Genomic DNA, 21,126 nt, shown 5'->3' with positions numbered 1-21,126 from the left:
CTTTTCCCTGTTGTTATGCTTGTATATACTGGCCAGCGTAGCGACCCTCATCCCAACCGTATTGCGCTTTCATGACAGAGCCTTGCTCCATTGCGTCATCCACCCGCCCGGATGGCGGCCGCGTGACCGGCGCCTACCTGCAGCCGGTGCTGGAGACGGCCGCGGCGCACGGGGTCGATGGCGCCCGGCTGGCCAGGGCGGCCGCGGTGCCGCTGGAGACGCTCGGCGCCGACTCGATCGCCGCGCGCCACTACATCGCCCTGCTGGAAGCAGGCGCGGTTCTCAGCGGCGACCCGCACTTCGGCCTGCACGTCGGCGAGCGGGTGCGGCCCGGCACCTTTTCGGTGTATGGCCTGGTCCTGATGGCCTGCCGCGACTTCGGCCAGGCGCTGGAACAGACGCTACGCTACGAACAGCTTGCCCATGATCTGGGCCGCTCGCATCTGGCCTTGGCGGGAGCCGAGGCCTTGTACGGCTGGACCAGCCACTATCCAAGCGCCTCGCGCCATCTGGTGGAGAGCGTGTTCGCCGGCATCCGCGTGTTCGGCAGCTGGCTGGCCGGGCGACCGCTCGGACCGCGCCACCTGGCCTTTGTCCACGCAGGCGAGGCGCCGGCAGACGAATACCTGCGCGTGCTCGGCGCCGTCCCGCAGTTCGGCGCCGCCGCCAACGTGGCGCGCTTCGACGCCGCCTTGCTCGGCATGCCGGTGCCGAACGCCGACCCCAGCCTGTATCCGGTGCTGCGCCAGCACGCCGAGCGCCTGCTGACTGAGCGCAGCGCCGGCGACGGCATCCTGGCGCAGGTGCGCGCCATCGTGATCGACAGGCTGGCGCACGGCGGCGCGCGCCTGCCCACGGTCGCCGCCAGCCTGGGCGTATCGCCGCGCACCCTGCAGCGCAAGCTGGCCGAAGCGGGCGCCAGCTTCCAGCAAGTGCTGGACGGCGCCCGCTACGAGCTGGCGCGTGGCTACCTGCGCCAGCGCGACCTGAACCTGGTCGACATCGCTTTCCTGCTGGGCTACCAGGAGCAGAGCGCCTTCACGCATGCTTTCCGCGAGTGGTCGGGGATGAATCCTGGCGCCTGGCGCGAGGCAGCCAACTAGTCTCCCTCGGTCAATCGACCGATACCGGCCGGGCGCGCCCCTGCCTACACTGGCCTCACTCGTCCACCACACCAAGGAGAACATCGTGACCAGTATCAAACATTCCCTGCGCCTGCTTGCCCTCGCTACCGTCTTCGCCCATGGCGCCCAGGCAGCGCCTGTCGATGCCGGCGCCAAGCCCTCGGTCGTGATCGTGCACGGCGCCTTTGCCGACGGTTCCGACTGGGCCAAGGTGATCCCGCTGCTGCAGGCGAAAGGCGTCAAGGTCACGGCGGTCCAGAATCCCCTTACTTCGCTCGCCGACGACGTCGCCGCTACCCGCCGCGCCATCGACAGCCAGCCGGGCAAGGTGGTGCTGGTCGGCCACTCCTGGGGCGGTACCGTGATCACCGAGGCCGGCCAGCACGACAAGGTGGGCAGCCTGGTGTACGTGGCCGCTTTCGCCCCCGACGCCGGCAAGTCGACGGCGGAAACCGGCGCAGGCTATCCGGCCGCCCCCGGCAGCAAGCGCTTCGTCGCCGACAAGGAAGGCTTCCTGAGCCTGCCGGAAGCGGCGATGCGCGAAGACTTCGCCCAGGACCTGCCGCGCGCCCAGGCCGCGGTGATGACCGCGACCCAGGGTCCGATCCAGGCCAAGGCCTTCGGCGAGAAAGTGTCCGTGGCCGCCTGGACCAGCAAGCCCTCGTGGTTCATCGTCAGCGCCCAGGACCGCATGATCGACCCCGGCCTGCTGCGCGCCATGGCCGGCAAGATCGGCGCGAAGACGACCGAAGTGCAGGCCAGCCACGTGCCCCAGCAGTCGCGCCCGGCCGAGGTGGCCAAGGTCATCCTCGACGCCGTCGCGGCGACGAAATAAGCGCTCAGGGGCAAACGCTCAGGGGCAAACAACATCGAGCAGGCCTTCGTCGGCCAGCAGGCCGGCCTGCTCGATCAGGGCGCGCATCTTCGGCTGGTTCTGGGCACGCATCGGGAAGTACAGGAACAGCCCGGAGCTGTCCGGCACGAAGCCGGTGAGCACCCGCTGCAGGCGCCCGTCCCGTACGTCGTCCTCGATTTCCATGTCGGGAAGATAGGCGATGCCCAGGCCCTGGCGCGCCAGTTCGGCCAGCAGGCGGGTGTCGTTGGCGACCAGCGTGGCATCGGTATCGAGCTGGAACCCGGCGTCGCCTTCCGCGAAGCGCCACGGCGGCAGCAGGCTCGAGGTGGGAAAGCGGTAGCGCAGCGTCCGGTGGGCCAGCAGCTCGCGCGGCGCCTGCGGCACGCCGTGGCGCTCGAAGTAGCCGGGCGCCGCCACCACCGACCATGCCAGCGGGCGGCTCAGGCGGATCGCCACCATGTCCTGGGCGATCGACTGGCCGAGGCGGATGCCGGCGTTATAGCCGTCCGCCACCAGGTCGACCAGGCCATCGTCGAGCGCCAGGTCGAAGCTGATGTCCGGGTAGGCGGCGCGCATGCGCGGCACCAGCACCCGCGCCACCAGGAAGCCGAAGGCGCGCGGTGCGCTCAGGCGCAGGTGGCCGGCCGGGCGCTTGCGGAACTGCGCCAGCTCCTTGAAGGCCTCGTCGATCTGGCCCACCGCCGGACGCAGCGCAGCCAGCAGGGCCTGCCCGGCCTCGGTCAGTGCGACGCTGCGCGTGGTCCGGGCAAACAGCGCGACCCCGTGTTTCTTCTCGAGCGCGCGGATGCCCTTGCTGACGGCGGTGGGGCTGATGTCCAGCGAACGGGCGGCCTGGGTGAAGCTGCGCTGCTGGGCCACGGCCAGGAACAGGCGGATCGCGTCAAGCGCGCTCATGTCGTCTTATTGTGAACCACAGGTTCATAGTCCATGAAGTTTATTGGGGTTTTTCGCTAGCTTGCACCAGCCTAGACTGCATGGCAAGTCCCAGCCAATCACAAGGAAGAACATATGAACACCTTACCGACTCCCATCGCGGCCTACGTCGCCGCATCGAACGCCCGCGATCCGCAAGCCATCGCCGCCTGCTTCACGCCGGACGCCACCGTTCGTGACGAGGGCGGCGTGCACCAGGGCCGCGCGCAGATCGCAAGCTGGGCGCGCGAGACCGGCCAGCGCTACCGCTCGACCATCGAACCGGCCGCCATCGACGAACTGGATGGCGGCGCAAGGCTGCAGGCCGTCGTGCGCGGCGATTTCCCCGGCAACGAGGTGAGGCTCGCCTTCCGCTTCACACTGGCCGGGGATCACATCGCGGCGCTGGAGATCGCGCCATGAACCGCTATCCCTTCGAGGGCAGGCACGCCCTGGTGACCGGCGGCACCCGCGGCATGGGCGAAGCCATCGTGCGTGTGCTGCTTGAAAACGGCGCCCGGGTCGTGACCACGGCGCGGCGCCTGCCCGAACGTCCGCTGCCCGGCGTGCGCTACCTGGAAGCGGATGTCGGCAGCGCCGCCGGCGCCGCGCTGGTCGCCGACACGGTGAAGCAGGAATTCGGCTACCTCGACTTCCTGGTCAACAACGTCGGCGGCTCCTCCGCGCCCGGCGGCGGCGCGCTGGCCCTGACCGACGCGATCTGGGACGCCACCTTGCAGGCCAACCTGATGTCGGCCGTGCGGCTGGACCGCGCCTTCCTGCCCGCGATGCTGGAGCGGCGCAGTGGCGCAATCATCCACATCACCTCGATCCAGCGGCGCCTGCCGCTGTTCGACTCCACCGTGGCCTATGCCGCCGCCAAGGCGGCGCTGGCCAACTACAGCAAATCGCTGGCGAACGAGTTCGGCCCCATGGGCATACGCGTCAACAGCGTCGCTCCCGGCTTCATCGAGACCGGCGCGGCGCAGGCCCTGATCGAACGCATGGCGGCGCAGCGCGCGGGCAGCGCGGACGAGGCCAGGCAGGAGCTCATGGACTCGCTGGGGGGCATTCCGATCGGCCGTCCCGGTACGCCCGAGGAAGTGGCCAACCTGGTCGCCTTCCTGCTGTCACCGCTGGCTGCCGCGATCCACGGCGCCGAATTCGTCATCGACGGCGGCACCATCCCGACCGTCTGAACCCTTAACCATATGAACCCATCCATGAACAACGAGAACCAAGAACGAGACATGGCGCAGGCCATCCGCACCAACCAGGCCGCCCTGCAGCGCGAGCTGGCCTCCCACTACGACTTCATCGTCTGCGGCGCCGGCTCCTCCGGCTCGGTGGTGGCCGCGCGCCTGGCCGAGAACCCCGCCGTGCGCGTGCTGCTGCTCGAAGCCGGCGGGAGCGACGAGGTGGCCAGCGTGACCGACCCGGCCCAGTGGCCCCTCAACCTCGGATCGGAACGCGACTGGAACTTCGCGGCCGAACCGAACCCCCACCTGAACGGCCGCGCGATTCCGATGAACATGGGCAGGGTGCTGGGCGGCGGCTCCAGCATCAACGTCATGCTGTGGGCGCGCGGCCACCGCAGCGACTGGAATTACTTCGCCGCCGAAGCGGGCGACCCGGCCTGGAACTACGACGCGGTGCTGGGCATCTACCGCCGCATCGAGGACTGGCACGGCCCGGCCGACCCGGAGCGGCGCGGCAGCGGCGGCCCGGTTTATGTGGCCCCGGCCAGGGATCCCCAGCCGACCGCCACCCGCATGCTGGAAGCGGCGCGCTCGCTCGGCATTCCCAGCTTCGACAGCCCGAACGGCGCGATGATGGAGGGCGACGGCGGCGCCGCCATCAACGACCTGCGCATCCGCGACGGCAAGCGCCTGTCGGTGTTCCGCTCCTATACCTGGCCGCGCATGGCGCAGCCGAACCTGACCGTCCTGACCGACGCGCAGGTCGCCCGCCTCAGCTTCGACGGCGCGCGCGTGAGCGGTGTCGACGTCCTGCTGGGCGGCCGGCGGGTGTGGTTCGGCGCGGCGCGCGAGGTGGTGCTGTCGCTGGGCGCGGTCAACACGCCGAAAGTGCTGATGCAGTCCGGCCTCGGCCCCGAGCGCGAACTGAAGCGCCATGGCATCGCCGTGCGCCAGCACCTGGCCGGCGTCGGCCAGAACCATCAGGACCACGTTTCCTTCGGCTGCATCTGGGAATATGCCGAACCCCAGCAGGTGGGCAACGGCGGCTCGGAGGCGACCCTGTACTGGAAGAGCCACCCGTCGCTCGATGCGCCCGACATGCTGCACTGCCAGGTCGAGTTCCCGGTGCCGAGCCAGGAAAACGCGGGGCGCGGCGTGCCCGCGCACGGCTGGACCATGTTCGCCGGCCTGGCGCATCCGAAAAGCCGTGGCGAAGTGCTGCTGTCCGGGCCCGATCCGCGCGACCGGCCGCTGATCCGGGCCAATACCCTGTCCGACCCGGACGACATGCGCGCGGCGCTGGCAAGCGTGGAGATGTGCCGGGAGCTGGGCAATGCCGACGCCTTCCGCAGCCTGGTCAAGGGCGAAAGCATGCCGGGCAAACTGTCGCGCGAAGCCATGGAGCAGTACCTGCGCAACGGAGCGGTCACCTACTGGCACCAGTCGGGCACCGCCAAGATGGGGCGCGACGCCATGTCCGTGGTGAACGGCGCGCTGCAGGTTTACGGCGTCGACGGGCTGCGCATCGCGGACGCGTCGATCATGCCGCGCATCACGACCGGGAACACGATGGCGCCCTGCGTCGTCATCGGCGAGCGGGCGGCCGAGCTGTTGAAGGCGGCGCACGGGATTTGATGTAAAGTTCCCAAATGCAATCAGATCATCGCATCAGCGTCGAGGAAGCCGTCCAGCTGCTGGCCATGGTCGGCGACCTCAGCATGGGGCAGCCGACCGACCAGTCGATCCGCACGGCCCATGTGGCCGAACGCCTGGCGCTGGCAGCCGGCGCCGGTGCCGCCGGCTGCCAGCACGCGCGCCTCGTGGCCCTCCTGCGCTGGTCCGGTTGCACCGCGAATGCGGCCGGCTTCGCGCTGCTGATGGGCGACGACGTCGGCGCCCGCGACGCCCTGATCACCCACACGCTGCCGCCGGAGCAGCGCAAGGATTTCACCAGCGTCGCGCCGCTGGCGCGCATCCACTGCGAAGTCTCGGGCGACATCGCCCACACCCTGGGCCTGCCTGGCGAGGTCCAGCTCGGGCTGCGCCGGGTGTGGGAGCACTATGACGGCGGCGGCATGCCGGAGCGCCTGCGCGTCGGCCGCGAGCTTGCGTACCAGTTCGGCGGGATACTTGCGGTCCGCCAGGGCCTGGATCAGGCGCAGGGCTTCGTTCATCCCATGGGCGCGCCGCGTGCCCCTGACCATCGTGGCCGACATGATCGAGCTGAAGCTGCCCTGGCTGCTCGGCTATTCGCGCAGCGTGGCCGACCTGGCCGAGCGCGCCGCGCTGCTGGCCGGCCTGCCCGAGGCCGAACGCCACTGCCTGGCGCGCGCCGCCCTGATCCACGGGATTGGACGGGCGGCCGTGCCAAACGCCGTCTGGCAGCGCGACGGCAAGCTCGGCATGGCGGATTGGGAAAAGCTGCGCCTGGTGCCCTACTGGACCGCGCGCGCGGCGGTACAGGTGCCCTCGCTGCGCGCGGAAGCGCTGCTGGCCTCGCAGCTCTACGAACGGCTCGACGGCAGCGGCTACTACCGCGACCTCGACGGCGCCCAATTGGGCCAGCCGCAGCGCCTGCTGTCCGCGGCCGCCGCCTATGCGGCCCTGTGCATGCCGCGTCCCTGGCGCGCCGCGCTGGCGCCCGGGGAAGCGGCGCAGCTGCTGTGCGCGGAGGCGGCGGGCGGACGCTTCGATGCCGCGGCCGTGAACTGCGTGATCGCCGCCGCCGGAGGCGCGTCCGCCCAGGCGGCCGAGCCCGTGACGGAAAGCCGCAAGCTGCTGTCCGAACGCGAAGCGGATGTGCTGCGCCGCATCAGCCTGGGCGAGAGCAACAAGGAAGCGGCGCGCCACCTGGCGATCAGCCCGTCGACCGTGCGCACCCATGTGGAAAGCATTTTCCGCAAGCTCGGCTGCTCGACGCGGGCCGCCGCGACCCTCAAGGCGCTGACGCTCGGGCTGATCTAGACTAGAATCGCCATGCATTTTCGCTTTGATTCAACAAGTAACAGGACATGACATGGCAAAGAAAGAAGAACTCGACGAAGAAACCCTGGCGTTCATCCAGTGGTGCATCGAGGTAGAAGGCTTCCTGGTTGCGGGCGGCGCCACCGTGAAGCAGGCACAGGACCATATCGAAGAGCAGGTCGAGTGGTTCACCGACCAGTTCTACGACGGGCTGTCGCCGGAGGAAGCGGCCAAGGAAGCCCTGGCCTGACGAACTGTCGAGGTGGCCAAGCGTCCATCGCGTCTCTGCGCACGGGCTATAATTGCCCGAATATCCAAAGCGCACAGACCCGAACTGAACGGTTATCGACGTGAACCCACACCTCACCCAGCTCCACCCCTATCCCTTCGAACAACTGCGCCAGCTGTTCAGCGGCGTCACCCCGAACCCTGCCTACAGCCCGATCAGCCTCGGCATCGGCGAACCGAAGCATCCCACGCCGGCCTTCATCGAAAAGGCCCTGATGCATGCGATGTCGGGCCTGGCGGTCTACCCGAGCACCCATGGCGGCGAGCCGCTGCGCGCGGCGATCGCCAGCTGGCTCGAGCACCGCTACGGCATCCCGGCGGTCGACCCGGCCACCATGGTGTTGCCGGTGAACGGTTCGCGCGAGGCCTTGTTCGCCTTTGCCCAGTGCGTCGTCGATGCGAGTGGCGGCGATGCACTGGTGATGAGCCCCAACCCGTTCTACCAGATCTACGAGGGCGCGGCCTACCTGAGCGGCGCCACGCCGTATTACGTGAACTCGGAACCGGGCCGCAACTTCGCACCCGACTACGGCAGCGTGGCAAGCGATGTGTGGGCGCGCGTGCAGCTGCTCTACGTCTGCTCGCCGGGCAACCCGACCGGCGCCGTGCTCACGCTGGAAGACTGGCGCCAGCTGTTCGAGCTGTCCGACCGCCACGGCTTCGCGATCGCGGCCGACGAGTGCTATTCCGAGATCTACTTCGGCTCGACCCCGCCGCTTGGCGCGCTGGAAGCGGCGCACCAGCTGGGTCGCAGCGAAGGCGAGCGGCCCTACGCCAACCTGGTCGTGTTCTCGAGCCTGTCGAAGCGCTCGAACGTGCCGGGCATGCGCTCGGGCTTCGTGGCGGGCGACCCGCAGCTGCTCAAGAAATTCCTGCTCTACCGCACCTACTGCGGCGGCGCGATGTCGCCGCCGGTGCAGGCCGCATCGGTGGCGGCCTGGAACGACGAGCACCACGTGCAGGAGAACCGCGCGCTGTATCGCGAGAAGTTCAACCTGATCACCCCACTGCTCAAGGGGGTGATGGATGTCGAGCTGCCGGACGCCGGCTTCTACCTGTGGGCCGACGTGCGCCGCACCGGCCTGTCGGATACCGACTTCGCACGCCGCCTGTACGCCGAATATAATGTGACGGTTTTGCCGGGCACTTACCTCGCACGCGAAGCGCACGGAGTCAATCCGGGCCGCAACCGCATCCGCATGGCGCTGGTCGCCAGCGTGGACGAAGGACTCGAAGCGGCCAACCGCATCGTCGAGTTCTGCAAGGGCCTGTAGTCAGCAATACGCCTCGGCGGCACCAACGAATCCTTAACCAGAGAATCATCATGACCCAACAACTCCAGAACATCATCGACACCGCGTGGGAACAGCGCGCGCAGATCAGCCCGTCCAGCGCCAGCAGCGAAGTGCGCGACGCGGTCGCCCACGTGCTTGCAGGCCTGGATGCCGGCAGCCTGCGCGTGGCGCAGAAAGACAGCGGCAGCTGGGTCGTGAACCAGTGGATCAAGAAGGCGGTCCTGCTGTCCTTCCGCCTCGAGAACAACGTGCCGGTCGCCGGTGGCGGCGGCATGCAGTTCTACGACAAGGTCCCGACCAAGTTCGCCGACTACACCCCGGAAGATTTCGCCAGGGGCGGCTTCCGCGTGGTGCCGCCGGCCGTGGCCCGCCGCGGCAGCTTCATCGGCAAGAACGTGGTCTTGATGCCGTCCTACGTCAACATCGGCGCCTACGTCGACGAAGGCGCGATGGTCGACACCTGGGCCACCGTCGGCTCCTGCGCCCAGATCGGCAAGAACGTGCACCTGTCGGGCGGCGTCGGCATCGGCGGCGTGCTGGAACCGATGCAGGCCAACCCGACCATCATCGAAGACAACTGCTTCATCGGCGCGCGCTCGGAAATCGTCGAAGGCGTGATCGTCGAAGAGAACTCGGTGATCTCGATGGGCGTGTACATCGGCCAGTCGACCAAGATCTACAACCGCGAAACCGGCGAGATCAGCTACGGCCGCGTGCCTAGCGGCTCGGTCGTGGTATCGGGCAGCCTGCCTTCCGCCGATGGCAAGTACAGCCTGTACTGCGCCGTGATCGTCAAGCGCGTGGACGCCCAGACCCGCGCCAAGACCGGCATCAACGAGCTGCTGCGCGGCGACTGATCCCGGTATCGGTCATCGCGCCAGGGCGCCGGATGCATGTGCACCGGCGCCCTTCTTGTTTCAGGTAACGCTGGCCCAATCGTTTGCACCGCAGTTGTCCAGGACAAACTACCTGAACTACTCGAAACCGCTACAATTATTGCCCATTGGCAATGTATAGTCTGTTTTGTCCTAGACAAACTCCGACAGACCATTTCCGATAAGGGCAATATGAGTACCTTGAACATCATCGCATTCGGCAAAGACGACATCGAGAACAAGCTGTCCAGCATGAGCGCCGGGCAGATCGACGAACTGGCCTTTGGCGCCATCCAGCTCGATGCACAGGGCAAGATCATGCGCTACAACGAAGCCGAAGCCCAGATCACCGGCCGCCAGGCCAGCGCCGTCATCGGCAGCAACTTCTTCCGTGATGTTGCCCCCTGCACCAACACGCCGCGCTTCAAGGGCATCTTCGACGCCGGCGTGCGCACGGGTACGCTCAATACGATGTTCGAGTACGTGTTCGACTACAAGATGAACCCGACCAAGGTCAAGATCCACATGAAGAAGGCGATCAGCGACGGCACCTACTGGATTTTCGTCAAGCGCCTGTAAACGATGCCTGATACTGTTTCCCGCCTGGCGCCATGGTGGACGGCGCGCCCCGCCCTGCTGCGCTTCATCGCCGACCTGGTGGCCGGCGAGCTGGCGGCGCTGCGCCATGAACCCATGCTCCGTCCCGGCAGCTGGAGCGAAGCGCTCTCGCTCCAGCACGACCTGGGCCTCGATTCGCTCGAGTTCCTGCACGTCGCCGGCGTGCTGGCCGGCGCGCTGCAAATGCACCACAGCGGCATCGAGGACTACCTGCTGGCACGCCGCACGCTGAAGGACTGGGTCGACATCGCGGAGGCGGCCCTGCAGCACCACGACCGCGACATCCTGTTCGCCACCTCCGGCAGTACCGGGCACCCAAAGCGCTGCCTGCATGCCCTCGACCAGCTGGAACAGGAAGCGCAGGCGCTTGCGGCGCTGTTCCCAGGGCGCCGCAGGCTGCTGGTCGCCGTACCCAGCCACCACATCTACGGCTTCCTGTTTTCGCAACTGCTCCCGCGCCACCTGGGCCTGGCGCCGGAAGGGGTGAGCTGCATCCGCGCGCGCCTGCCGTCCCAGCTGGCGCATCTCGCGCAGCCCGGCGACCTGGTGGTCGGCCATCCGCAATTCTGGGCGGCGGCCAGCAGCTTGCGCCAGGGCTTCGCGGACGATATCCTCGGGGTCAGCTCGACCGCGCCCTGTCCCGACGCCGTCAGCGAAGCCGTGACGGCCTGCGGGCTGGCCGGCCTGGTCCAGGTCTACGGCTCCTCCGAAACCGGCGGCCTGGGCTGGCGCGCCTCGCACCGCGACGCTTACCGCCTGCTGCCCTATCTCGCACGCAGCACCGACGGCGACCGCCGCCTGGTGCGCAGCCTGCCGGACGGCCGCACCGAACTGCTGCAGCCGCAGGACGAACTGGCCTGGTCCGGCCCGCGCGAATTTTCCGTCGGCGCCCGCTGCGACGGCGCAGTCCAGGTCGGGGGCGTGAACGTGTTCCCGGCGCGCGTGCGCCAGGCGCTGCTCGAGCATCCCGACGTGGCCGACGCCGCGGTGCGCCTGATGCGCCCGGAAGAAGGCGCGCGCCTGAAGGCCTTCGTGGTGCCCCGCGACGGGGTGGGCGGGGCCGAACTGGTGCGCCGCCTGCGGCCATGGACCGACGGCCGCCTGACCATGCCCGAGCGCCCCAAGGCATTCACGGTGGGCGCGCAGCTGCCGCGCAACGGCATGGGCAAGCTCGCCGACTGGAGCAGCAACGCATGAAGGACCACACGATGAAAGGCAGGACATGAGGGACACCCACGACGCCGCGGCGCACGATGTACGCTTCGGCGCGGCGCAGGTCGCGCCGGCCGAGGTGGTGGCGCTGGCGCGCGGCCAGGCCCGGGCCGCGCTGTCGGACGACCCGGCATTCGTCGCGCGAATTACGGCCGGCGCCGAACTGCTGGACCGCATCCTGCGCGAAGATGGCGTCATCTATGGCGTCACGACCGGCTATGGCGACTCCTGCGACGTCGCGGTGCCGCCTGACCTGGTGGACGAACTGCCGCACCGTCTGTTCACGTACCACGGCTGCGGCATGGGCGCCAGCTTTACGCGCGAAGAAACGCGCGCCATCCTGGCGGTGCGCCTCGCATCCTTGTGCCGCGGCAGCTCCGGCGTGAGCATCAAGCTGCTGCAGGCACTCTCCGCGCTGCTCGAACGCGATGTGCTGCCGGTGATCCCGTCCGAAGGTTCGGTGGGGGCGAGCGGCGACCTCACGCCGCTCTCCTACGTCGCGGCAGTGTTGTGCGGAGAGCGCGAAGCCTGGCCGGCCCACGGTTCGACGCCGGTGGCCGCCGCGGCGGCGCTGGATGCCGCGGGCCTCGCCCCGATCCGCCTGCGCCCGAAGGAAGGGCTGGCGCTGATGAACGGCACCGCCGCCATGACCGGCCTGGCCTGCCTGGCGACGGCGCGCGCCGAGTCCCTGTGCGGCCTGGCCAGCCGCATCACGGCGCTCTCCGCCCTGGCGCTGGAAAGCAATGCCTACCACTTCGACCCGACCCTGTTCGCAGCCAAGCCCTACCCCGGCATGGCCCGGATCGCGGCCTCGATCGCCGCCGACCTCGGCTACCAGCTTGAAGCGCAGGAGCGTAACAGCGCGCGCCTGCAGGACCGCTACTCGATTCGCTGCGCGCCCCACGTCATCGGCGTGCTGGCCGACGCCCTGCCCTGGATGCGCAGCCACGTGGAACTGGAACTCAACAGCGCCAACGACAATCCGCTGGTCGACGTCGATTCAGGCCGGGTGCTGCACGGCGGCCACTTCTACGGCGGCCACATGGCCTTCGCCATGGACAGCATGAAGAACGCGGTCGCCAACATCGCCGACCTGCTCGACCGCCAGATGGCGCTGCTGGTCGATAGCCGCTACAACAACGGGCTGCCCTCCAACCTGCGCGGCGCGCAAGGAGAGCGCGCCGCCATCAACCACGGCCTGAAGGCCTTGCAGATCAGCGTCTCGGCGTGGACCGCCGAAGCCCTCAAGCTGACCATGCCGGCCTCGGTCTTCTCGCGCTCGACCGAGTGCCACAACCAGGACAAGGTCAGCATGGGCACGATCGCGGCGCGCGACTGCCTGCGCATCATCGCCCTGACCGAGCAGGTGGCCGCGGCGCTCTTGATCGCCACCCGCCAGGCCTGCGCCCTGCGCTATCCAAGCGGCCTGCCGGACGGATGCGGCCCCGGCCTGCGCGCCGCGCTGGCGCGGCTCGAAGAACTGGTTCCCTTCGTCAAGGAAGACCGGCGCCTCGACCTCGACCTGGCGCGCCTGCTGGAAGCGATCCGCGCCGACGATCCGGCACTGCTGCCATGACAGCGGCCTGTCTCCCGATCGCCGCCGTCGAACGCGAGACGCGCCTGTCGAAAGACGTGCTGCGCGTGTGGGAACGGCGCTACGGCTTTCCCGCGCCCGGACGCGATGCGCACGGCGAGCGCTGCTACCCGCAGGAGCAGGTCGAGCGCCTGCGCCTGCTGAAGCGCCTTATGGACCAGGGCCTGCGACCGGGACGCCTGATGCACCTGAGCGACAGCGAGCTGGGCGCGCTGCTGCAACGACCCGCGCCCGGCGACAGCGCGCCAGGTGCCGGCGAGCAGGCCGTGATCGAGGAGCTGCTGACTGCCGTGAAGCGCGATCCGGCCGGCCTACGCCAGGCCATGCGCCACCATTTGGCCCGCCTCGGTCTGGAGCGCTTCGTCGAAGGGGTCGCGGCGCCCTTGACGGCCGCGGTCGGCGCGCGCTGGCAAGACGGCAGCATCGACATCTTCGACGAGCACCTGTACACCGAGACCGCGACCCGGATCCTGCGCCAGGCGGTAGCCAGCCTGCCCGAAGCCGCAGGCAGGCCACGCATCCTGCTCACCAGCCTGCCCGGCGAAACGCATGGCCTGGGCCTGATCATGGCGGAGGCGCTGCTGGCGCTCGATGGCGCGAGCTGCATCGCGCTGGGCACCGAGACCCCGCCCACCAGCATCGCCCGCGCGGTCGCGAGGCACGCGGCCGACGTGCTGGCGCTGTCGTTTTCGGCAGCGTATCCGCGCCGCCAGATCGTGCCGGCGCTGCAACAGCTGCGCCAGCTGCTGCCGGAGGGCGTTGCGCTGTGGGCCGGCGGCGCCGGCGTCGCGGCGATCCCGACGGTCGAGGGCGTGCTCCTGCTGCCGACGCTCGACAGCGGCCGGCAAGCGCTGGCCGCGTGGCGCACCAGCGACCTTAGCGTGGAGTAAAATGCTTCGAATCGTTTATCGCGAAGCAAAGGATCTGAGCCATGATGATGGAACGCCTGTTCCAGTTGATGAAGGAAAAGAACGCGTCGGACATGTTCTTCGCGGCTAATTCTCCTGTTCACATCAAGATCAACGGGAACCTCATCCCGATCAACCAGAACAAACTCGAGCCGGAAAACATCCGTCACCTGCTGTCCGAGATCGCCACGCCCGAACAGATGCAGGAACTCGAGCGCGACAACGAACTCAACATGGGCGTGTCGGTGCCGAACCTGGGGCGCTTCCGCCTGTCGGCCTTCCGCCAGCGCGGCTCGATCTCGGCCGTGTTCCGCTTCGTGCCGGCGAATATTCCGCCGATCGGCGAGCTGGGCCTGCCGCCCGTGCTGTCCGAACTGATCATGGAAAAGCGCGGCCTGCTGCTGATCGTGGGCGCCACCGGTTCCGGCAAGTCGACCACCATCGCCTCGATGCTGGACCACCGCAACGAACAGCGCACCGGCCACATCCTGACGCTGGAAGACCCGATCGAATACCTGTTCAAGAACAAGAAGTCGATCGTCAACCAGCGCGAGATCGGCAGCGACGCGACCAACTTCGCCACGGCGCTACGCAACTCGATGCGCCAGGCACCGGACTGCATCCTGATCGGCGAGATCCGCGACCGCGAAACCATGGCCGCGGCGCTGGCTTACGCCCAGTCCGGCCACCTGGTGCTGGCCACCCTGCACGCCAACAACAGCTACAACGCGCTGAACCGCATCATCAGCTTCTACCCGATCGAGAACCGCGCCGCCCTGCTGCAGGATTTGTCGTCCGCAGTGAAGGCCATCGTGTCGCAGCGTCTGGTGAAATCGAGCGCCGGCGGCCAGCGCCAGGCCGCGGTCGAAGTCATGCTCAACACCCGCTACATCGCCGACCTGATTGAAAAGGGCGAGATCGGCCAGATCAAGGATGCGATGGACAAGAGCCTGTCGCCGGGCTCGCAATCCTTCGAGACCGCCCTGCTCAAGCTGGTCAAGGATGGGCTGGTGACGCAGGAAGAAGCGCTGGCCAACGCCGATTCGGCCACCAACCTGCTCTGGCTGCTCAACAACGGCCCGGACAGCCAGGTCCAGCCGGAAGAAGAGCAGAACAAGCCGGGGTCCGAACCGCCGGGCACGTCCTTCACCGAATTCACGCTGAATTCCTGAGTGTTCGAACTCAGCCAGCTGCGCTGCTTCGTGGCGGTCGCCGAAGAACTGCACTTCGGCCGCGCGGCCGAGCGCCTGAACATGACCCAACCGCCGCTGAGCCGCCAGATCCGGCTGCTCGAGCACCACGTCGGCGTCCAGCTGCTGGCGCGCAGCAGCCGCAGCGTCCACCTCACCGCCGCCGGCAAGGCCTTCTTCCCGGAAGCTGCGCGCATCCTGCGCATCGCCGAGGAAGCCACCTTCGCCGCCCGCCGCGCCGCCAAGGGAGAACTGGGCAACCTGGCCATTGGCTTCACCTCGGCCTCCGGCTACAGCCTGCTGCCCGAGCTGGTGCGCCGCTTGCGCGAATGCGCGCCCGGGGTCTCGCTCACGCTCAAGGAGCTGGTCAGCACCACCCAGGTGGAGGCCCTCAACGCCGGCGAGATCGACCTCGGCCTGCTGCGCCCCCACCCCATGAACGCCGAGCTCGAAAGCCGCCTGATCGCCACCGAGTCGCTGATGCTCGCCATTCCCGAAAGCGAGGCCGACGCGTGGCCGCTCGAGCCTGCCCTCGCGAGCCTGCACGGCAAGCCCTTCATCATGTACTCGCCCTACGAGGCCAGGCCCTTCTACCTGATGCTGACCGAGCGCTTCGCGCGCGGCGGCGTGGTGCCGGACGTGGTCGAGCACATCGGTCAGGTGCATACCATGCTGGCGCTTGTCAGGGCCGGTGTCGGCGCTGCCCTGATCGCCGAAGGCGCGTCGCGCCTGAAGTTCGACGGCATCGTCATGCGCCGGCTCCAGACCGAGCCGGTGGAAATGGTCTGCGCCTACCGCCGCGACAACGACAACCCCGCCCTGGCGCTGTTCAAGCGTGAAGTGCTGCCGAGCTTCCACTCCACTTAGCCGTCCGAACCGATCACTTCATTGATTCAAACATTGAATTGATCACAATACTCTTTGATTTGGTCGTGAATCGATCCAGGCATATGATCGTTTCAAACAACACCACGCCGCCAAGACGGCTGGGACGACAACATCAACGGAGACAGCATGAGCAAGACCGCACGCATGATGCTGGTCCTGGCCGGCAGCGCAGGACTGGCCTCGACCCCTACCCACGCCCAGACAGCCGTCGAGATCTATGGCATCGTCGATGCCGCCATCGTCGTCGACCGCGGCGGCATGGAGGGCTCGCTGACCAAGATGAGCGGCGGCGCCGCCTCCACCTCCCGCATCGGCTTCAAAGCCAGCGAGAACCTGGGCAAGGGCCTGTCGGCCTTCTTCATCCTCGAGACCGGCATCAGGCTCGATACCGGCGCCACCGATGTCGCCGGCAGCATCTTCAACCGCCAGGCGCTGGTCGGCCTGAAAGGCGGCTTCGGCACGGTCGCACTCGGACGCCAGTACACCCCCTACCACAATGCCCTGGTGCAGATCGTCGACCCGTTCGGTACCGGCTACGCGGGCACCGCCAAGAACCTGTTCCCCCACTCCGGCAGCAATATCCGAACCAGCAATACGCTCACCTGGGCCTCGCCAAAGTTCAACGGGGCCGACGTGGAACTGGCCTACAGCGCCGGTGAACAAAGCGATTCCTCGGCACGGCGCCAGTTCGGCGGCGCCATCGGCTACGCCGGCGGTCCGCTGAGCGTGCGATTGGTCTATAACAGCAAGAACGGCGATGCCGCGACCGGTTTCGCACGCAGCCGCAACACCCTGCTGGGCGCCCAGTACAAGCTGGGCAAGGTGACCCTGCATGCCGGCTACGGCATCGACCGGGGTCCGGAATCGTCCCCGCTCGCCAACACGGGCAATCCGTATGGCGGCATTGCCCCCACCGCATCGAGCGACGGACGCGAAGCGCTGCTCGGCGTCAGCGCGCAGATCGGCCCGGGCAAACTGATGGCTTCCGTCATGCACAAGGACGACCGCAGCGCCTTCAACCAGGACGCCAGCGCCTGGGGCATCGGCTACCTGTACGGACTGTCGAAGCGCACCGGGCTGTACGCGGCTTATGGACATGTCCGCAACCGCAACGGCGCGGGCTATACGGTCAACAACAATACCGACACCGGGACCGGCAACACCGGCTACAACCTGGGACTGCGCCACACTTTCTGATCCGGCGCCGGGAACGGCATTCGGAAGGCGGACGTGGCAATTGCAGCAGATATTTGATAGGAGACAGCTTTGAAACAAGCGCAAGCAAGCCTGGCCGCGCCCCCGGCTACCCCCTTGGACGCCTCGCCTGCCGCCCCGCGGACGCGCACCCGCTGGCTGATTCTCGCCATGTTGTTCGCGGTCACCACGATCAACTACGCCGACCGGGCCACCATCTCGATCGCCGGCCCCGACATCAAGAAAGAGCTCGGCCTGAGTGCGGTCCAGATGGGCTTCGTGTTCTCGGCCTTCGCCTGGTCCTACGTCCTGGCCCAGCTGCCAGGCGGCTGGCTGCTGGACCGCTTCGGCTCGAAGATCACTTACTTCTTCAGCATCTTCCTGTGGTCGCTGTTCACCTTCTTCACCGGCGCAGTCGGCTTCTTCACCGGCGGCGCGGCGGTGGCCCTGCTGTTCGCGCTGCGCCTGGCGGTCGGGGCGGCCGAAGCCCCTTCCTTCCCAGGCAACAGCCGGATCGCCTCGAGCTGGTTCCCGACCCATGAGCGCGGCCGCGCCGCCGCCATCTTCAACTCGGCCCAGTATTTCGCCACGGTGCTGTTCGCACCGATCATGGGCTGGCTGGTCCATGCCCATGGCTGGCACAGCGTGTTCTACGTGATGGGCGCACTCGGCATGCTGGTGTCCTTCGCCTGGCTCAAGACGATCTACAGCCCGAAGGACCACCCTGGCATCAACGCCGGCGAACTGAAGTACCTCCAGGAAGGCGGCGCCCTGGTCGACCTCGAGGGTAGCGCGCGCACTGCAAAGCCGGCACAGGTGAACACCCTGTCCTGCATCAAGGAGCTGCTGTCGAACCGCATGCTGTTCGGCATCTACCTCGGCCAGTACTGCATTACCACCTTGACCTACTTCTTCCTGACCTGGTTCCCGGTCTACCTGGTGCAGGAGCGCGGCATGACCATCCTGAAGGCCGGCTTCGTCGCTTCGCTTCCTGCCATCGCCGGTTTCCTGGGCGGGATCGCCGGCGGCTGGATGTCCGACCGGCTCAGCGCGGCAGGCTACTCGCTGTCGGTGGCGCGCAAGCTGCCGATCGTGCTGGGCATGGTGCTGTCGATGAGCATGATCGCCTGTAACTACATCGAGACCGACATGCTGGTGGTCGCCGTGATGTCGCTGGCCTTCTTCGGCAAGGGAATCGGCGCCCTCGGCTGGGCAGTCGTGTCGGACACCTCGCCGAAGGAGGCCGGCGGCCTGAGCGGCGGCCTGTTCAATACCTTCGGCAATACCGCCGGCATCACCACCCCGATCGTGATCGGCTACATCGTCCAGAATACCGGTTCCTTCGCCGGCGCCCTGGTATTCGTCGGCGCCAACGCGGCTGTGGCGATTGCCTGTTACCTGTTCATCGTCGGCGACATCAAGCGCGTCACCCTGGTGAAGTCGCTCTGCGCCAAATAAACTCTTTCACTCACCTTTCCTATCAGGCTGCATATGAACACTACCGTCTCCGGCGCTCCCCTCGTCACCGACCTGCGCGTCATCCCCGTCGCCGGCCAGGACAGCATGCTGCTCAACCTGAGCGGCGCCCACGGCCCTTGGTTCACCCGCAACATCGTCATCCTCACCGACAGCGCCGGCAACACCGGCCTGGGCGAGGTGCCGGGCGGCGAAAAGATCCGCCAGACCATCGAAGATGCACGCCCGCTCGTGGTCGGCAAGACCCTGGGCGACTACAACAATGTGCTGAACGCGATGCGCAAGGCCTTCGCCGACCGCGATGCCGGGGGCCGCGGCCAGCAGACCTTCGATCTGCGCACCACCATCCACGCGGTCACCGCGGTGGAGTCGGCCATGCTCGACCTGCTGGGACAGTTCATGAACGTGCCGGTCGCCGCCCTGCTGGGCGAGGGCCAGCAGCGCGACGCGGTCGAGATGCTCGGCTACCTGTTCTATGTGGGCGACCGCAAGAAGACCGACCTGGCCTACCGCAGCGAACCGGATGCCGGCAATGCCTGGTTCCGCCTGCGCAACGAAGAAGCCCTCACGCCGGACGCCGTGGTGCGCCTGGCCGAAGCGGCGCGCGAGCGCTATGGCTTCAACGACTTCAAGCTCAAGGGCGGCGTACTGAGCGCTGACGAAGAAATGGAAGCCATCGTGGCCCTGCACGAACGCTTCCCCGAGGCGCGCTGCACGCTCGATCCGAACGGCGGCTGGCTGCTGAAGGACGCGGTCCGCGTCTGCCGCGACAAGCACGGCATCCTGGCCTACGCCGAAGACCCTTGCGGCGCCGAAGACGGTTTCTCGGGCCGCGAAGTGATGGCCGAGTTCCGCCGCGCCACCGGCTTGCCGACCGCCACCAACATGATCGCCACCGACTTCCGCCAGATGGCGCACTCGATCCAGCTGCAGTCGGTCGACATCCCGCTGGCCGACCCGCACTTCTGGACCATGCAGGGGTCGGTGCGCGTGGCCCAGCTGTGCCAGATGTTCGGCCTGACCTGGGGTTCGCACTCGAACAACCACTTCGATATCTCGCTGGCCATGTTCACCCACGTGGGCGCCGCCGCGCCGGGCAAGGTGACCGCAATCGATACCCACTGGATCTGGCAGGACGGCCAGCGCATCACCAAGGAGCCGCTCAAGATCGAAGGCGGCATGGTGCACGTGCCGAAGAAGCCGGGCCTGGGCATCGAGATCGATCTGGAGCAGCTGGAACAAGCCCACCAGGCCTACAAGAACATGGGCCTGGGTGCGCGCGACGACGCCGTCGCCATGCAGTACCTGGTGCCGGGCTGGAAGTTCGACAACAAGCGCCCCTGCCTGGTGCGCTGACGGGACCCTGCGTTGGGGGGGGCGAACACCGCCCGCCCGACGAACCGCGACGCCGGACGCAAGCCATCGACTTCACTTGATAGCAGACTAAAACGCAGGAGACCAAGTTGAAAGCTACTAAATTACTGTTGGGTATGACCCTTGGCATGTCGGTGCTTCTCAGCGCACACGCCGCCTATCCCGAGAAGGCCATCACCGTCGTCGTGCCTTTCCCGCCTGGCGGCTCGACCGATGCGATCGCCCGCGCGATCGGCCCCAGGATCACTGCACGCCTGGGCCAGCCCTGGATCATCGACAATCGCCCTGGCGCCACCGGTGCGATCGGGGCCGCGATGGTCAAGCGCGCGGCTCCCGACGGCTATACCCTGATGGCGGCGTCGATCGGCGTCTACGCCATGAACCAATGGCTGATCAAGAAGATCTCCTACGACCCGGCCAAGGATTTCGACCTGTTGACCGTGGCGGTGCGCGCACCGAACGTGCTGGTTGCCAACCCAAAGGTGCCGGTGAATACGGTGCCGGAACTGATCGCTTACCTGAAGAAGCAGCCGGGCAAACTCACGTTTGCATCGTCGGGCAACGGCAGTTCGGACCACCTGACGGCGGAGCTGTTCTGGCAGAAAAGCGGCACCAGCGGCCTGCACGTGCCCTACAAGGGCGGCGCCCCCGCCATGACGGATTTGCTGGGCGGGCAGACCGACGTTTCCTTCGTCAACATCAATACCGCGCTGCCCTACATCAAGGCCGGCAAGCTGAAGGTGCTGGCAGTGACCGGCGAACGGCGCGCGGCGGTCCTGCCCGCGGTGCCGACCTTGGGCGAGGCGGGGGTCGCGGGCGTGGACATCTACTCGTGGCAGGCGTTTGCCGCACCGAAGGGCTTGCCGAAGGACGTGAAAGCAAAGCTCCACAGCGCGATTGTCGCCGCGCTGAACGACCCGCACATCAGGAACGGCTTGACGGCTCAGGGCTTCGAGGTCGTCGCCAATACGCCGGAGCAGTTCGCACAGTTCCAGCTTGCCGAGCAGGCCCGCTGGAAGAATGTCATCGAAGTCGGCAAGATCACGGCGGACTGAGCCCGGCCGCCATCCTCATCCACGCTTCTGCTTGTCCAGCGGGCCACCCACGCGGCCCGCTTTCCCCTTCTGTGTACAATCTT

At 67.5% G+C, this 21,126-nt stretch carries 21 protein-coding genes; 19 read left to right on the top strand and 2 right to left on the bottom strand.

All coding sequences use genetic code 11. The annotated features are described in order from the left end of the window. Positions 1–71: 71 nt before the first annotated feature. Both LK542_RS23635 and LK542_RS23630 read left to right on the top strand, forming a co-directional pair. A complete protein-coding gene (locus LK542_RS23635; RefSeq protein WP_227813830.1) occupies positions 72–1,103 on the top strand; it encodes an AraC family transcriptional regulator in 1,032 nt (343 codons plus the stop codon). A gap of 85 nt (positions 1,104–1,188) precedes the next feature. After that, entirely contained in the window at positions 1,189–1,959 is a 771-nt protein-coding gene (locus LK542_RS23630; RefSeq protein ID WP_227813829.1) for an alpha/beta fold hydrolase, read from the top strand. A gap of 18 nt (positions 1,960–1,977) precedes the next feature. On the opposite strand, the gene LK542_RS23625 is transcribed toward LK542_RS23630, so the two are convergent. Continuing rightward, positions 1,978–2,895, bottom strand: coding sequence for a LysR family transcriptional regulator (locus tag LK542_RS23625; protein WP_227813828.1), 918 nt, complete (start codon positions 2,893–2,895; stop codon positions 1,978–1,980). Between the two features lie 114 nt (positions 2,896–3,009). Here LK542_RS23625 and LK542_RS23620 point away from each other — a divergent pair, with 114 nt between their 5' ends. Genes LK542_RS23620 through LK542_RS23610 form a run of 3 tightly spaced genes read left to right on the top strand, consistent with a single transcriptional unit; the run spans position 3,010 to position 5,747 of the window. Then, complete coding sequence (locus LK542_RS23620) at positions 3,010–3,336, top strand: nuclear transport factor 2 family protein (RefSeq protein ID WP_227813827.1); 327 nt, start codon at positions 3,010–3,012, stop codon at positions 3,334–3,336. Continuing rightward, the gene (locus LK542_RS23615; RefSeq protein WP_227803390.1) at positions 3,333–4,112 is read left to right on the top strand and encodes an SDR family oxidoreductase; all 780 of its coding nucleotides are present in this window, start codon (positions 3,333–3,335) and stop codon (positions 4,110–4,112) included. Before LK542_RS23620 ends, LK542_RS23615 begins: the two co-directional genes overlap by 4 nt. A 24-nt stretch (positions 4,113–4,136) precedes the next feature. Further along, positions 4,137–5,747: a GMC family oxidoreductase gene (locus LK542_RS23610; protein ID WP_227813826.1), complete on the top strand. Its 1,611-nt coding sequence runs from the start codon at positions 4,137–4,139 to the stop codon at positions 5,745–5,747. Between the two features lie 20 nt (positions 5,748–5,767). On the opposite strand, the gene LK542_RS23605 is transcribed toward LK542_RS23610, so the two are convergent. After that, positions 5,768–6,286 carry a hypothetical protein gene (locus LK542_RS23605; protein WP_227813825.1) on the bottom strand — a complete coding sequence of 173 codons (519 nt, stop codon included), beginning with the start codon at positions 6,284–6,286 and terminating at the stop codon, positions 5,768–5,770. A gap of 16 nt (positions 6,287–6,302) precedes the next feature. On the opposite strand from LK542_RS23605, the gene LK542_RS23600 reads away from it, so the two are divergent. From LK542_RS23600 to LK542_RS23535, 14 genes are all read left to right on the top strand, one after another. Next, a complete protein-coding gene (locus LK542_RS23600; RefSeq protein ID WP_227813824.1) occupies positions 6,303–7,076 on the top strand; it encodes an HD domain-containing phosphohydrolase in 774 nt (257 codons plus the stop codon). Between the two features lie 52 nt (positions 7,077–7,128). Continuing rightward, positions 7,129–7,326 carry a hypothetical protein gene (locus tag LK542_RS23595; protein WP_227803393.1) on the top strand — a complete coding sequence of 66 codons (198 nt, stop codon included), beginning with the start codon at positions 7,129–7,131 and terminating at the stop codon, positions 7,324–7,326. 100 nt (positions 7,327–7,426) lie between these two features. Next, positions 7,427–8,638, top strand: a complete 1,212-nt coding sequence (gene dapC, locus LK542_RS23590) for a succinyldiaminopimelate transaminase (protein ID WP_227803394.1) — start codon at positions 7,427–7,429, stop codon at positions 8,636–8,638. 50 nt (positions 8,639–8,688) lie between these two features. Further along, a complete protein-coding gene (gene dapD / locus LK542_RS23585; protein WP_227813823.1) occupies positions 8,689–9,516 on the top strand; it encodes a 2,3,4,5-tetrahydropyridine-2,6-dicarboxylate N-succinyltransferase in 828 nt (275 codons plus the stop codon). A gap of 210 nt (positions 9,517–9,726) precedes the next feature. Next, the gene (pyp, locus tag LK542_RS23580) at positions 9,727–10,113 is read left to right on the top strand and encodes a photoactive yellow protein (RefSeq protein ID WP_227803396.1); all 387 of its coding nucleotides are present in this window, start codon (positions 9,727–9,729) and stop codon (positions 10,111–10,113) included. 3 nt (positions 10,114–10,116) lie between these two features. Then, a complete protein-coding gene (locus tag LK542_RS23575) occupies positions 10,117–11,349 on the top strand; it encodes an AMP-binding protein (RefSeq protein ID WP_227813822.1) in 1,233 nt (410 codons plus the stop codon). Positions 11,350–11,374: 25 nt separating this feature from the next. Further along, positions 11,375–12,940: a histidine ammonia-lyase gene (gene hutH, locus LK542_RS23570; RefSeq protein ID WP_227813821.1), complete on the top strand. Its 1,566-nt coding sequence runs from the start codon at positions 11,375–11,377 to the stop codon at positions 12,938–12,940. Further along, complete coding sequence (locus tag LK542_RS23565; protein ID WP_227813820.1) at positions 12,937–13,848, top strand: MerR family transcriptional regulator; 912 nt, start codon at positions 12,937–12,939, stop codon at positions 13,846–13,848. The genes hutH and LK542_RS23565 overlap by 4 nt, the downstream gene beginning before the upstream one ends. A 41-nt stretch (positions 13,849–13,889) precedes the next feature. Beyond that, positions 13,890–15,038, top strand: a complete 1,149-nt coding sequence (locus LK542_RS23560) for a PilT/PilU family type 4a pilus ATPase (RefSeq protein ID WP_227813819.1) — start codon at positions 13,890–13,892, stop codon at positions 15,036–15,038. Continuing rightward, positions 15,039–15,923 carry a LysR substrate-binding domain-containing protein gene (locus LK542_RS23555; RefSeq protein WP_227813818.1) on the top strand — a complete coding sequence of 295 codons (885 nt, stop codon included), beginning with the start codon at positions 15,039–15,041 and terminating at the stop codon, positions 15,921–15,923. Between the two features lie 147 nt (positions 15,924–16,070). Next, a complete protein-coding gene (locus LK542_RS23550) occupies positions 16,071–17,141 on the top strand; it encodes a porin (RefSeq protein WP_227813817.1) in 1,071 nt (356 codons plus the stop codon). Positions 17,142–17,309: 168 nt separating this feature from the next. Beyond that, positions 17,310–18,596 carry an MFS transporter gene (locus LK542_RS23545; RefSeq protein WP_227813838.1) on the top strand — a complete coding sequence of 429 codons (1,287 nt, stop codon included), beginning with the start codon at positions 17,310–17,312 and terminating at the stop codon, positions 18,594–18,596. 33 nt (positions 18,597–18,629) lie between these two features. Further along, on the top strand, positions 18,630–19,970 hold the full coding sequence (gene gudD / locus LK542_RS23540) for a glucarate dehydratase (RefSeq protein WP_227813816.1): 1,341 nt from the start codon (positions 18,630–18,632) through the stop codon (positions 19,968–19,970). Between the two features lie 146 nt (positions 19,971–20,116). After that, positions 20,117–21,043, top strand: a complete 927-nt coding sequence (locus LK542_RS23535; RefSeq protein WP_227803404.1) for a tripartite tricarboxylate transporter substrate binding protein — start codon at positions 20,117–20,119, stop codon at positions 21,041–21,043. The last annotated feature ends 83 nt before the right edge of the window (positions 21,044–21,126 follow it).

The sequence above is a fragment of the Massilia sp. IC2-477 genome (assembly GCF_020707265.1).
In the GTDB taxonomy this organism is placed as follows: Bacteria; Pseudomonadota; Gammaproteobacteria; order Burkholderiales; family Burkholderiaceae_D; genus Telluria.
This window is presented reverse-complemented; position numbering and strand designations above follow the sequence as displayed.

Excerpts from the sequence above, each read along its gene's own strand:
- gudD (WP_227813816.1), top strand. The coding sequence starts at position 18,630 with ATGAACACTACCGTCTCCGGCGCTCCCCTCGTCACCGACCTGCGCGTC.
- LK542_RS23615 (WP_227803390.1), top strand. The coding sequence starts at position 3,333 with ATGAACCGCTATCCCTTCGAGGGCAGGCACGCCCTGGTGACCGGCGGC.
- LK542_RS23605 (WP_227813825.1), bottom strand. The coding sequence starts at position 6,286 with ATGAACGAAGCCCTGCGCCTGATCCAGGCCCTGGCGGACCGCAAGTAT.
- LK542_RS23535 (WP_227803404.1), top strand. The coding sequence starts at position 20,117 with ATGTCGGTGCTTCTCAGCGCACACGCCGCCTATCCCGAGAAGGCCATC.
- hutH (WP_227813821.1), top strand. The coding sequence starts at position 11,375 with ATGAGGGACACCCACGACGCCGCGGCGCACGATGTACGCTTCGGCGCG.
- LK542_RS23560 (WP_227813819.1), top strand. The coding sequence starts at position 13,890 with ATGATGATGGAACGCCTGTTCCAGTTGATGAAGGAAAAGAACGCGTCG.
- LK542_RS23565 (WP_227813820.1), top strand. The coding sequence starts at position 12,937 with ATGACAGCGGCCTGTCTCCCGATCGCCGCCGTCGAACGCGAGACGCGC.
- LK542_RS23610 (WP_227813826.1), top strand. The coding sequence starts at position 4,137 with ATGAACAACGAGAACCAAGAACGAGACATGGCGCAGGCCATCCGCACC.
- pyp (WP_227803396.1), top strand. The coding sequence starts at position 9,727 with ATGAGTACCTTGAACATCATCGCATTCGGCAAAGACGACATCGAGAAC.
- LK542_RS23595 (WP_227803393.1), top strand. The coding sequence starts at position 7,129 with ATGGCAAAGAAAGAAGAACTCGACGAAGAAACCCTGGCGTTCATCCAG.
- LK542_RS23545 (WP_227813838.1), top strand. The coding sequence starts at position 17,310 with ATGTTGTTCGCGGTCACCACGATCAACTACGCCGACCGGGCCACCATC.
- LK542_RS23625 (WP_227813828.1), bottom strand. The coding sequence starts at position 2,895 with ATGAGCGCGCTTGACGCGATCCGCCTGTTCCTGGCCGTGGCCCAGCAG.
- dapD (WP_227813823.1), top strand. The coding sequence starts at position 8,689 with ATGACCCAACAACTCCAGAACATCATCGACACCGCGTGGGAACAGCGC.
- LK542_RS23575 (WP_227813822.1), top strand. The coding sequence starts at position 10,117 with ATGCCTGATACTGTTTCCCGCCTGGCGCCATGGTGGACGGCGCGCCCC.
- LK542_RS23550 (WP_227813817.1), top strand. The coding sequence starts at position 16,071 with ATGAGCAAGACCGCACGCATGATGCTGGTCCTGGCCGGCAGCGCAGGA.
- LK542_RS23635 (WP_227813830.1), top strand. The coding sequence starts at position 72 with ATGACAGAGCCTTGCTCCATTGCGTCATCCACCCGCCCGGATGGCGGC.
- LK542_RS23620 (WP_227813827.1), top strand. The coding sequence starts at position 3,010 with ATGAACACCTTACCGACTCCCATCGCGGCCTACGTCGCCGCATCGAAC.